Here is a 13,364-nt window from a genome sequence, read left to right on the forward strand (position 1 = left end):
CCACGGTCGTAACCATCATTTGCGCTTACTGCAACAGCTGTTACTGACACTACAAAAAGGACTATCGATAAAATAGTCAGTATCTTTTTGATTCTATCAACTATTTGTTTCCCCATTTTATTACACCCCATATTTTTGCTTAATATAATACAATTCTAAGGTTGTTAGTTTTTCAACTCACTTTCGTTGGCAGATGCACTGCTTAAATATAATTTTACCAGCTAATAAGTCAAATTTATCTGTAGAAATTATATACTATTGGTAAAATTATATCCTAATATTATATGTCGCTAATTTGTATGTCGTGGAAACGACTCCAAATTGTATCACTACGACGGTAGTATTCAGCGAATATAATATTAAACGAAATATCAATATTATTTATATATAAATATTGAGCGTATCAAAAAATTTCTATTGTATGCCGCTTTTCGCAGATATGCACAAAAATGCAACCTAATTTCCTTATATGGCAGCAGTTCTAAAAATCGACTCTTCATTTGATAAATAATTTTTAACAAATAGGCAAATTAATTCTACATTTGTACATATCTGCGGGATGTCTATTGAAATTATGAGTTTCTCTTTATGTCTTTATGAAACTGATGACATTCTATGGATATATGTAGAACCTTTTTCTTTCTCTCCTAAGGACTCTTTACAAATGCCCTGGGTAACGCAGAATCGTTTTGGAATTTAATTAATGGGCAAAATGGATTGTAAGATTCGAATTCATCGACTCGCCTTACAAGGGGGGACACTGGGAGAAAAGAGGATATAATAACACAAAGAGGGTATAATAAAACGGCTGATATCGGCGAGCCCGAACTTGAGTAGGCTCCTTACAGTTAAACACCAATAATAATATAATCGATCCAAACTATAGTATACTGTTTATCCAGATATAGTATACTATTGCTAGTATTGCAGAACCAAAAAATAAAATTGGCATCTGCTCTATCATGAAATTATATTTGGAAATAAGAGCATACTGCGGGGAAAATATACAATTGCGGGAGCATTTTTGGATAAGTGGGGGTAATTTGAGGTGGCATCTCGCCATGTTAATACTTTAAGCCCTGGAGACCCTTTCAGGGACTGGCTTGTTGAAGAAGTTGTCGGGGATAGGCTACGAAATAAAAAATGTTCTGTTGATGTTTTTAAATACAGCTCCTCTCATACGGTCTGTAGGTACCAGTTTAAGGGTGAACACTTTAGCGTTATGGCAAAATTTTTTGCCGAACCTACTGGCCAGTTGAAAGATTATAATCCATATAAAGGCATGATGAATGAATACCGGAACCTTAGAAAGGCTGCGTCGGTGATAGATGTCGCAAGGCCTCTTGCAATCAATAAGAAGTTCAATTGCGTCCTTGTAACGGAATATATACCTGGAAAATCTCTGGGCTGGTATATCAGACATGAAGAAAAGCTCTATGAGAGGCTTGCTGCAGTTGCGCACATGCTCCGGCAACTCCATGAAAGTACAAAATCTTCCTACAATACGGAAAATGAATTCAGAAACTATCATGAGGTTCTGGGCCATTTGAAACTGGATCATGAAACAAGAGAGACTTTCAATAAATTGCTTGGAGAATGGTGGTACAGCTCATGGCTCGACAGGGATTACGGCTGTATGGTTCACAGAGACGTTACCCCTTCCAATTATATCTTTTACAAAGGCAAGCCCTATGCCCTCGATTTTGAAAGCTCCTGGTTCCATGCTCATCCTGTAAGAGATCTCGGGATTCTTACTGCAGAACTTAAAAATGAATTCGAACTGCATAAAGGAGGAGGTTGGAAAGCCGAACCTTACATAGGTAATTTCCTCTGGGAATACAGCAGCGATGAAAAAGATTTTAATTATATTACCAGAGTTCTGCCTTTTTTCATGAGTATAGGACTTCTTCGCTCGGCAAGGCTTCACCAGGGCAACTATAAAAATTATCTTCTAAAAGAAGCACGTGAGTGTTTAAAGGCAATTAATTATAGATAAAAGGCAATTAAGTAAGGCAATTAAGTAAAAAAGCTTAAGTAAAAGTGATCTGGGAGGAAATAGTATATCGGGGAATCACGAGCTTGAAGCAAGTAAAGGTAAAGTTACATTTCTGAGTCATTCTCTTGCAAAGGGAGAGGAGGCATTTGAGAGCTGCCATATAAAAGGAGTCATCTTTGACTGCTACGAGACTCTCATTGATATCCATACTGACGAACATAGCCTGGATACATATGAAGTACTGAGCGCATGGCTCGCCTACCAGGGAGTGAAAATCGCGCCCGAAAAGCTGTGGGAAACATACATGTTTAAGGTCAGGCAGAAAATGGAGTATTCTACGGAGATATATCCCGAAATAAAGGTAGAGGAGATCTTTGCCGAGATTTGCAGAGAAAATTCTATCTGGAAAATTGATGAAAATAGCCTGGGAGTAGAAGCTTCAAGGGTCTTTCGGGCAGCTTCGATACGGAAACTTCGGGCTTTCCCTCAAAGCATAAAACTTATTGAACATTGCATAAACCTTCCAAAATGTATAATATCCAACGGTCAAAGAGTTTTTTCCGAACTGGAACTCAGGTTTCTCGGGCTCCACGATTATTTTGACTTTGTTATCTTCTCATCGGATGTAGGGTATAAGAAACCTGACCTCAGGCTTTTTATGACTGCACTCAAAAGGATGGGCCTTGAGCTTGAACCCAAATGTGTCGTGTCAATAGGAGACTCTTACGAAAACGATTTATTGCCTGCAAAAAGGTTGGGAATGCGCACCATGCATATTGAAGAGGTATGGAAAAAGTTCGGTCTGACGGACTAAGTGGCATAAAAATATCAACCTTTTTTCCGGAAGATAGTAAATTCCCAAAATTTTAATTTAATCTTTTCCTTTCTTATGAGAGTTTCCGACTTTTTTGATTTTAAATAGTGATGGTTATACTGAACCTTTACGAAAAGCATTTCACAAAGGGTATTTTAAGATTTAAGTTTTGAATATCAAACTGCACCTGACTAGTTTTTTCGTTTAACCAGTTTAGCCAGATCTAGATATTGCTTGGACAGATCTTATGCAGAATGAATTTCCTATATAATTTAAAACTATATATTACTATTTGCTTAACATATAAATATTTACATAAAATCTATATACAATGACCATTATTAAGCGACTAATTGAAGACAAGACTATAGAAGTAAGGATTATAGAAACCCAGAAATCCAAAAATTACGGAAAACTGGAGGGAGAGTCCCTATGCTCCAAAACGGAAAGATAAAAGGTCTAATTTTTGACTGCTACAAAACCCTTGTTGATATCAAGACTGATGAGAAAAGTTGGGAAACGAATGAGAGGCTGAGCAGGTGGCTGCTTTATCAGGGAGTGAGAATTGAGCCTGACAGGCTAAGGGAAGAATACAGATGGAAAGTAATAGACAGGCTTGGAAATTCAGGTCAGCAGCATCCGGATATCCGTATTGAAGAAATCTTTGCAGATATCTGTGCCGAGAATGCTTTTCGAGAACTCAATTCGGTGTGGCTTGGAATTGAAGCGGCTAAAACCTTCAGGACTGCCTCCTTAAGAAAGCTTGAAGCCTATCCCCAGAGTTTGCGTCTAATTACAAAATACAAAAATATTCCAAAGTGTATCGTTTCCAATGCCCAGAGAGTTTTTACCGAACAAGAACTTCGCTTCCTTAATCTGTACGATCAATTTAATTTCGTAATCATGTCTTCCGATCATCGTATCAAAAAACCCGACACCCGGCTTTTCAAGCTGGCTCTTGACCGGCTTGGGCTTGAACCTTGGGAAGTGCTCTCAATTGGCGACACGCCCGAAAATGATATTTATCCACCTCAGAGTTTGGGAATGAATGCAATGCATATCCATGAGGCATGGAAATATGCATAATTGGTGGAGATCCCAGGAATAAGAGAAATTGAAGAGAAGTTAATCAAGAGAAATTGGAGAGAAGTTAATCAAGAGAAATTGGAGAGAAGTTAATCAAGAGAAATTGGAGAGAAGTTAATCGAAAAAATAAGAAAGTTAGTTTTTTAAGTTGAATCCAAGCTGAAAGTAAGCTGAACTTCGCTTATTTTATGCATTTTTAGCTTGCAGCTATTCTAACCGCCTCTTCGGGCACTCTAAAGCTTTCTTTAATTTTCTTGACAACTCTTCTATTCTGACAACGTTACTATAAGCTGATAAATCATTATTCTTTGACAAGTTAGTCTATATTTCCAATTGTGAGATTACCTGTGAGATTTCCACTGAACCCATTATAATAATTTTATTTGCTGTAAATTGTTTTTCGGATAAAAATGCAATCAGCGAAAGCAAAACGTATATTCCTGTCAAATATTGGATAGACATTAAAAAGTAAAAAATGTTCACTCCATCCAAAACCAGATATATTTAAATAATCGCAAGCACTCTAAACCCCAAGAATTCTTACACTATTTCCCAATCATGGAGTGTCTTTATGACAGAATCAGAAATTCCAAAAGAATATAATGCAAGTGAGGTTGAGGAAAAGTGGATGGAGAAGTGGAACCTCTCCATGTACCATTTCAACTGGGGAGAAGATACCCGCCCCCAGTATATTATCGACACCCCACCTCCTTATCCTACAGGTAATTTCCATATCGGAAACGCGCTTAACTGGTGTTATATTGACTTTGTTGCCCGATACAAACGTATGAGAGGGTACAATGTGATGTTCCCCCAGGGCTGGGATTGTCACGGCCTGCCAACTGAAGTCAAAGTTGAAGAAATTCACGGAATAACAAAAAACCAGGTTCCACGTGCAGAGTTCCGCAAGATGTGCAGGGAACTGACTGCAGGAAACATCGAGAAAATGCGTAAAACAATGCTGCACCTGGGTTTTTCCGTTGATTGGAGCAACGAATTCATTACTATGGATCCTTCATACTTTGTAAAAACGCAGAAATCCTTTGTCAGGATGTATAATAATGATTACATCTACCACGAAGAACATCCTGTCAACTGGTGTCCCCGCTGCGAAACTGCGATTGCTTTTGCAGAAGTCGAGTATGAAACAAGGCAAACAAAGCTTAACTTTGTCCATTTCGACAAGGTAGACATTGCAACCACCAGGCCTGAACTTATGGCAGCCTGTGTTGCAGTTGCAGTAAATCCTGAAGACAAACGTTACAGCCAGTTTATAGGCCAGGAAATTATAGTTCCGCTCTTTGGCCAGAAAGTGACTCTGATTGCCGATGAGGATGTTGAGCCTGAATTCGGTACAGGCGCTGTGATGATCTGTACTTTCGGGGACAAGCAGGATGTGCGCTGGTGGGTAAAATACGGGCTTTCCCTTGTAAAAGCCATCGACAAACAGGGCAAGATGACAACAGCGGCAGGCAAGTATGAAGGGATGAGCCTTGCTGAGTGCAGAGAAGCTGTCATTGCTGATCTGAAAGTCGCAGGTTTCCTCTATGACCAGAAACCTCTGGAACAGAATGTCGGGCTTTGCTGGCGCTGTGATACCCCGATCGAAATCCTTTCAGAGCCCCAGTGGTTCGTAAAGATCGACAACGATGCGATCCTGAAAGCTGCAGATGAGATAAACTGGTATCCTGATTACATGAAAGTCAGGCTCCAGAACTGGACAGGCACTATGGAGTGGGACTGGTGTATTTCCAGGCAAAGGATCTTTGCAACTCCAATCCCGATCTGGTACTGCAAGAAATGCGGGGAAGTAATGATTGCAGAAGAGAGCTGGCTTCCGATTGACCCGAATGAAGCAGCCCCTAAGAAAGCTTGCGCCTGCGGATCAACCGAATTTGAACCTGAAACCGATGTGCTCGACACCTGGATGGACTCCTCAATCACTGCATTACACGTCACGGGCTGGGAAAGCGAGCACGAACTCCGCCTGCCTGCACAGATCCGTCCACAGGGTCATGATATTATCAGAACCTGGGCCTTTTACACAATCCTGCGGAGCCTGGCTCTTGAAGGCAAGAGACCCTGGGACTCTATAGTAATTAACGGTATGGTGCTCGGGCCTGATGGGCATAAGATGAGCAAATCCCTTGGAAACGTTATTTCCCCTGAAGAAGTAACCACGCAGTACAGCGCTGATGCTTTCAGGCAGTGGGGCGCAGTTGGCGGGTCCACAGGTTCGGATGTAATGTTCCGCTGGAAAGATGTGGTTTCAGCTTCTCGCTTCCTTCAAAAGATGTGGAGTATCTACCGTTTCTCAATGTCTCACCTGAAGGGCTTCGGACAGGAAGACGCCGATAAATTCCCAACGGACTCCCTCTATATAATTGATAGGTGGCTGCTGAGTAAACTTAACAGGCTTGTAGATACTGCAACAAAGGAGTTTGATGAATACCAGTTTGATTCTACTTTCAAGGCCATAAGAGGTTTTGCCTGGGAAGTCCTTGCTGACAACTATCTGGAACTCGTAAAAGGCAGGCTTTATGGTGATGAGCCCGAAGGCAGAAGAGCAGCACAGTATGTGCTCTACAAGACAATGAAGACTCTCTCGCTTCTGCTTGCACCCTTTATACCCTTCTTTGCAGAAGAACTGTACTCCAGGTTTAGTGATGAAAGCGTCCATATACAGGACTGGCCGGCAGCTGATGAAAGCTTCATAAATGAAGAAGCCGAAGCTGCAGGAGAACTGATTAAGGAGATCACAGGTGAGGTTCGCAGATACAAGTCCGACCTGGGAATGGCACTTAATGCTCCCTTAAAGAAGCTTGAGATTTATGATGCAAGTATTGACACAGGAGATATCGCAGGCGCCACAAACTCGAAAGTTGAGTTGATGGAAGGGGCTCCTTCCTTTGAATATGTGCCAGTGGAAGTTAAACCCAATATGGGTGTTCTGGGCCCCAGATTCAGAAAAGATGCAGGTGCTGTCGTGAAAGCTCTCAAGGCTGAAAATCCTGCTGCTGTTGAATCCCAGGCAGCCTCAGGAAAAATAACCGTTGATGTAAATGGCAAACCGATCGAGCTCGAGCCCGAAGCCGTAGAGATAAGGAAAGAAGTGATTTCCGGCGGCAGGGAAGTCGATGTGCTTAAAGTCAGAGATGCGGTTGTTGTAATTGTAAGGTAAGCTTTTGCTTACCTTTTATCAAAAATACCCGGGTTATTCGTGCTTATTTTTTCCAGCTTTCTACTAACAGCTGAAGGCAGGATATCCTCAGATCCGGTTCTTAAATTTGAACTCTGACTTAATTCAAATTACTGCCTTAATTCTGCATGCCGGCTTTTACTGATTTTATCAGATTCCTTTTCTCATTGATTACTAAACTGTCATTTTCAAAGATGCAAAATAGACTCCCAGTGTGCAAAATTATGAGAAAATCCATAAATTGTTCCGCTTAAATTGAGGATTTCTATAACGCTGGAGTCTCGAATACAGGGCATTTAGAATTAGTCCCAAACTTTAAAACATTTTTTTCACAGCGGAGGTTCAGGCTAGCTTCAAAGTGGTGAAGTGGCTATATAACTTTATGTTGCAATGGAGTTATTTAACCAGGTGTAAGTATCTGAATTTTGCCTCTTTCCACAAAAAGAAATAGATTTATTTTTAGAAAGTGAAAAAACAAAGACTCCCCTTTCCAATGTGAAACTTTATATACATCTAGGTAATCTGTTTCAGAAATGTATTATTCATACCTGGAGTTTTTATGACAAAAGTCGAAAAGGTACTACTGCTGCTCAAAAATATGGTGTACGAAAGCACCAGCCCCCAGGAAACTCTCAAGTTTGCGAAGTATTACAGGAGTAAGGGGCTCGGTGTGCTGGTTATTCTGTGGGGGCCTATGGGAGTGCTACTTGCAAAGAAAGATAAAACAAGAGGATCTCCCAAGTACGATGCTACTGTACAGGAATGTATGGATATGGGAGTGGAGTTCCGGTGCTGTCAGCTTGCCTCTGACATGATCGGGCTTAAAAAAGAAGAATTGATCCCTGGAATTGAATTCATCTGCTCAACAGAAGTTTCCGAGCTTTTCCTGAAATATACCGAGGAAAATCAGCTAATCATTAATTTCTGAGCCTTACAAATTTGTAAAATTAAATGAGATATTTAAGCAATAATGGCCCTAATAAATTAAATGTGTTTCACTATAGCTTTTTCTTAAGTCAGGTTTTCTTCAACTTAATTCTACCCTGCCCCAACCGGTCCTTTAATCAGGGAATATGAGCCTGAAACCGGCCTGTAGAACATGTAAATCTGTACCTCACCCAATTTTATCCATTTAAAAACCCTATTTGCTCTCTAACCTTACTCACCCGAGCCCCGTCTCGTCCGAGTTCCTTCTAGCCTAAGTCCCGTCTCGGGAGGACGGTGCTCTTTTCGCTCGCTTTGTTCGCTCAAGAGGGCTGAATTATGGGCAAGTAGCAGTAATCTTTGCACAAACGGACTGATTTAAAAATTGTAGTTTTTCTGCCCTGAATCGCTTGGAGGTCATAGAAAACCAGGGATTTCCTGGGGGAGGGCTAATCTTCAATTTTTTAGATTTTCCGGTTTAGTGGGTCTGTAATCGGGTCTGATAAGCTCTATGTAAATCTTAAGTTTTATAAAAAGTTATAACCCTTTTTTCAATGTTAACTTATACCGACAGAGTTTTTTATGTGTTGTGCATTTTTTAGACTGTCCATTACTAACAGAAAACATCACATTGAGGAATGAATTATATGTCAATATGCACATAATTAGAACAATATAAAAACGCGGATCCAGCGAGCGAGCGTTTGTGCACATAATTGTGATAAAAATGGATTTTAATATCAAGTATATAACTTAAGAGCTGATCCCAAAACTCAAAATTATTTCTCTGAATCTTATATTTCGAATAATCAATCAATTTTCAGATAACGAAAAACAATTTAAGAGCAAATTTAAAATTTGATAATTTGAGAATAAAATTGGTTTTGGGATGAGCTCTAAGTATATGACTTAAATTAATTATTTAATATGGAAGATTTCAGCCCTTCAGTCAATTAATTTTTAAAGAATAGAATGAAAACAATCTCAGCAGGTGATTTCATGTTTTTACAGGATTATGAACTAAGTGAGGAAGAGAAAGTTCTCTTACAAAAGATTCTGGATGGGGACGTGGCTCTTCGTAAGATTGAGGAGTTTGCAGACCCTGTGACTTCAGTAAAACTCAGGCGGCTTGCAATACAGGAGTTTGCGAAACTCGAGTTTGAGCATATCCAGAATTTCTCCCTTGATGTTGAAGCCGCATTGAAAAAAAATATTGAAAACATGATAGGCGCAGTTCAGATTCCCCTCGGAGTTGCCGGACTTCTGAAGGTAAATGGCGAATATGCAAATTCCGAATACTACATTCCTCTTGCTACAACTGAAGGGGCTCTTGTTGCCGGTGTAAATCGCGGCTGTTCGGTTGTCACGAAATCAGGTGGAGCAAATGTAAGGGTCTTTGAGGACGAGATGACCAGAGCGCCTGTTTTTAAGCTTGAGAGTGTTAGCAGAGCTAAAGAATTTTATGAGTGGGTAAAATGTCCTGAGGTTTTCGAGAAGATGAAAGTCGTTGCCGAAAAAACGACACGTTTCGGAAAACTGCTTTCTGTAAAACCCTTCGTAACCGGCACATACGTATATCTCAGGTTCTCGTACGATACAAAAGACGCCATGGGCATGAACATGGTGACTATAGCTACTGACGCAGTAATGCACCTTATCGAAGATGAATTCGGTGCACATCCGGTTACCCTTTCAGGAAACATGTGTACCGACAAAAAACCGGCTTCCGTAAGCACCATTCTCGGAAGAGGAAAAACAGTTGTAGCCGAAGTTACGATTCCAAAGGAAATTGTAAAGGAAACCCTGAAATGTACGCCTGAATCCATGTTTGAGGTAAATTATAGCAAAAACCTGCTGGGTTCAGCAAGAGCAGGAGCACTTGGCTTCAATGCACATGCTGCAAACATTATTGCTGCGATCTACCTGGCCTGCGGGCAAGATGCAGCTCATGTCGTTGAAGGGAGTACTGCAATTACAAGCATGGAGCTTACAAAATATGGAGAAATTAACTGTTCTGTTACCCTGCCTGCCCTGCCTGTGGGGACTGTTGGGGGAGGTACAGGTCTTGGAACCCAGAGAGATTGCCTGAATATTCTCGGCGTTGCAGGTACAGGTGACGTTCCCGGAACAAACTCTAAGAAATTTGCGGAAATCGTAGCTTCTGCAGTGCTTGCAGGAGAAGTTAACCTTATAGGAGCTCAGGCTGCAGGACATCTGGCCCGTGCTCATGCCCAGCTCGGCCGCGGAAAGTTCTAACGCAACCGTTGCGCCGGTTGATCACGCCGATAGGGCTCGGGGTTAAGATTTTCAAACTCAAACACAACCGTTGTGTTGGCTGATCACGCCGGTCACATTGTTGCTAGGGTTTTCGCTCAGGCTTTTTTTTAAAAGGCTTGCATTGGGCCAATTTTTAATTCTTTTTTTGCTAATTTTCCAGGTAAGGAGAGGAAGCAAGATTATTTAAACTTAAATAATAATATTTTCTCGGGAAACTCAATAGAGGGAAAGCTCAATAGGGTCAGTGGCAATAGGATAAGAGAATTGGCCATAAATTTCTATTTTGCTGTTAACGTTTTAAGCAGGCTCTAGGCTTGAGTTTTAATGCATTTTGCCAACTAATTAGATGCTCACAAAATACCGGTTAAGACCTGTACAAGTAGCCATAAACTAAAACTCACTAATCAGGAACTCACAGAATAAAAGCTGGTAAACTGAGCGAGCTAGAAAAGCTGAAGATAAATGGGAAATTAAGAAGAGATATGGGGGGTTAAATTTCTGGAATATACGCTTCGAATCGGAGGAGAGGCCGGACAGGGGCTGCAGACCATAGGAGGAGCTCTTGCAAAGGTTTTCTCCAGAATAGGATATCATGTATTTACGCACCAGGACTATATGTCAAGGATAAGGGGGGGACATAATTTTTACCAGATACGGCTTTCCGACCAGGAAATTTCGGTTTCCAGAGAGATGGTCGATATTCTTCTGGCTCTTGATCTAAACACTATCAAAGTCGCCAGAAAGAATGTTAAAGACGGGGGATTTATTCTATATGATTCGGAAATTGCCAAACAGAAATTCGAAGAGCAGGAATTCATAGATATTCCTTTCAGAAAGATAGCGCTGGACGTCGGAAAGAACAGCGTTATGGCAAACACAGTAGCAACCGGGGCAGCGCTTGGGCTTCTTGATCTCGGGCTTGAAGCTTTAAAAGAGATCCTGAGAGAAACTTTCCTGAGAAAAGGGGAAGAAGTAGTCCAGAATAATATAGCCTGCGCAGAAGCAGGATATAAATACGCTCTTACGAATTGTCCCAGGTGCGAAGCTTTTGGAATCCGGGAGCCTGAAGACAAAAAACTCATACTCATAACCGGGCTGCAGGCAATTAGTGTGGGAGCAATTATGTCCGGCTGCAAGTTTTATTCGGCATATCCTATGTCGCCTTCAACAGGAATTATGGAGTACCTGGCTTCCAAGGCAGAAGAATATAATCTCGTTGTTGAGCAGGCTGAAGACGAAATTGCAGCTATTAATATGGCAATAGGAGCCTCTTTTGCAGGGGTAAGGGCTATGACCGGAACGTCCGGAGGAGGATTTGCCCTCATGGTAGAAGGGCTTTCCCTTGCAGGAATGACCGAAACTCCTCTTGTGATTGCGGAAATGCAGCGCCCTGGGCCTGCTACGGGTTTTCCCACACGCACCGAGCAGGGAGACCTGCTTTTTATTCTCCATGCAGGTCACGGAGAGTTTCCAAGAATTATTTTCGAGCCAGGCACTCCAAAACAGGCTCTTTACCTGACTAACAGGGCTTTCGAACTTGCAGAAAAGTACCAGATATCTGTGTTCATCCAGTCCGACCAGTACCTCGCAGAATCCGAATGGACTTTCGAAAATCTTGGGATGGAGAACCTGATTTATAACGATTACCGGCTGAGAGAAGAGGATCTGAAAGGAATTACGGACTATAAACGTTATAAATATTCCAGTACAGGAATTTCTCTTCTTGCAGTCCCAGGAGAAGCCGGAAAACATCTTGTAGTAGCGGATAGCGATGAACATGACGAAGATGGGCACATTGTGGAAGATTCCGAGACCCGCATCAAAATGGTTCAAAAAAGGCTGCTGAACAAACTGCCGCTTATAAAGAAAGAAATCGAATCTCCGCTTTTATACGGTGACTCATCTCCAAAAATAGTGCTTGTAGGGCATGGGTCCACCTATGGTGTGATAAAAGAGGTAATTGATACCATTTCTAAGGACAAGAAAGCTGCAATGCTGCACTTCAGCCAGATTTATCCTCTTCCCGAGCGGGATAGGTTCGATTATATCGGGCTTCTTGAGAACGCAGACCTTACGATTTGCATAGAAAACAACGCCACTGGGCAGTTTGCAAAACTTCTAAGAGCAGAAACCGGGTTCAAATTTTCCCACCAGATCAGCAAATACGATGGAAGACCTTTTACAATCGAAAACCTGAAGGAGGAATTGAATGCCTACATCTGAAAATTATAAAGGCCAGATCCCGGCCTGGTGTCCTGGATGCGGAAATTTTCAAATTCTTTCGGTCATCAAACAGGCGCTTGTCGAACTTGGTATTGAGCCATGGGAAGTCCTTGTAGTTTCGGGAATAGGACAGGCTGGAAAACTGCCCCATTATATTAAGTGCCATACGTTTAATGGGCTGCATGGGAGAACCCTGCCTGTGGCTACGGCTGCAAAACTTGCCAACCATACCCTTCATGTGATCGCAGTTGCAGGAGACGGGGACTGCTACGGAGAAGGAGGAAACCATTTTCTTCATGCAATTCGCCGGAACCCGAACATTTCCCTTTTCGTGCACAATAACCAGGTTTACGGACTGACCAAGGGACAGGCATCTCCCACTACAGCCGAGGGAACCTACACAACAATTCAGCCTTACGGCGTCCTCCAGGAATCAATGAATCCACTTGCGATGGCGATTTCCCAGAACTGCAGCTTCGTAGCCAGGGGTTTTGCAGGCGATCAGGAGCATCTCAAAGAGCTTATGAAGGCTGCCATAACACACAGGGGCTTTGCCCTTCTTGATATTCTTCAACCTTGTGTTACTTTTAATAAGATAAATACCTTCAAATGGTACAGGGACAGGATTTACAAGCTTGGGAACGATTATGACCCTTACGACCGTATAAAAGCCTTTGAGAAATCTTTAGAATGGGGAGACAAGATCCCGAATGGCATTTTTTACAAACATGAGAGGGATATATATGAGGAAAGAGTACCGGCAATTCAGGAGAAGCCTCTTGTAAGGCAAAAGTTCTCTATTGAAGAAGTAAAGCACGAAATTGAGACATTTTATTAAAATCTCC

Annotated in this window: 8 protein-coding genes; all 8 read left to right on the forward strand. The window is 41.6% G+C overall.

Features of this window, described 5'->3' with window-relative positions; genetic code table 11:
* Positions 1–1,048 precede the first annotated feature (1,048 nt).
* The 8 genes from BP621_RS05785 (at position 1,049) to BP621_RS05820 (ending at position 13,357) form a co-directional block, all read left to right on the forward strand.
* Positions 1,049–1,996 (forward strand): phosphotransferase, encoded by a 948-nt coding sequence (locus tag BP621_RS05785; RefSeq protein WP_292388464.1) that lies wholly within the window; start codon positions 1,049–1,051, stop codon positions 1,994–1,996.
* A 49-nt stretch (positions 1,997–2,045) separates the two neighbouring features.
* Complete coding sequence (locus BP621_RS05790; RefSeq protein WP_292388470.1) at positions 2,046–2,810, forward strand: HAD family hydrolase; 765 nt, start codon at positions 2,046–2,048, stop codon at positions 2,808–2,810.
* Between the two features lie 432 nt (positions 2,811–3,242).
* Positions 3,243–3,896 (forward strand): HAD family hydrolase, encoded by a 654-nt coding sequence (locus BP621_RS05795; RefSeq protein ID WP_292388465.1) that lies wholly within the window; start codon positions 3,243–3,245, stop codon positions 3,894–3,896.
* Positions 3,897–4,467: 571 nt separating this feature from the next.
* Positions 4,468–7,077 carry a valine--tRNA ligase gene (locus BP621_RS05800; protein ID WP_292388466.1) on the forward strand — a complete coding sequence of 870 codons (2,610 nt, stop codon included), beginning with the start codon at positions 4,468–4,470 and terminating at the stop codon, positions 7,075–7,077.
* A gap of 577 nt (positions 7,078–7,654) precedes the next feature.
* Positions 7,655–8,023 (forward strand): DsrE family protein, encoded by a 369-nt coding sequence (locus BP621_RS05805; protein WP_292388467.1) that lies wholly within the window; start codon positions 7,655–7,657, stop codon positions 8,021–8,023.
* Between the two features lie 995 nt (positions 8,024–9,018).
* Positions 9,019–10,275, forward strand: coding sequence for a hydroxymethylglutaryl-CoA reductase (NADPH) (gene hmgA, locus BP621_RS05810; protein ID WP_292388468.1), 1,257 nt, complete (start codon positions 9,019–9,021; stop codon positions 10,273–10,275).
* A 519-nt stretch (positions 10,276–10,794) separates the two neighbouring features.
* Positions 10,795–12,519 carry a 2-oxoacid:acceptor oxidoreductase subunit alpha gene (locus tag BP621_RS05815; RefSeq protein WP_292388471.1) on the forward strand — a complete coding sequence of 575 codons (1,725 nt, stop codon included), beginning with the start codon at positions 10,795–10,797 and terminating at the stop codon, positions 12,517–12,519.
* The gene (locus BP621_RS05820) at positions 12,506–13,357 is read left to right on the forward strand and encodes a 2-oxoacid:ferredoxin oxidoreductase subunit beta (RefSeq protein WP_292388469.1); all 852 of its coding nucleotides are present in this window, start codon (positions 12,506–12,508) and stop codon (positions 13,355–13,357) included. Before BP621_RS05815 ends, BP621_RS05820 begins: the two co-directional genes overlap by 14 nt.
* Positions 13,358–13,364: the final 7 nt, after the last annotated feature.

This window comes from Methanosarcina sp. UBA5 (assembly GCF_002505485.1).
In the GTDB taxonomy this organism is placed as follows: domain Archaea; phylum Halobacteriota; class Methanosarcinia; order Methanosarcinales; family Methanosarcinaceae; genus Methanosarcina.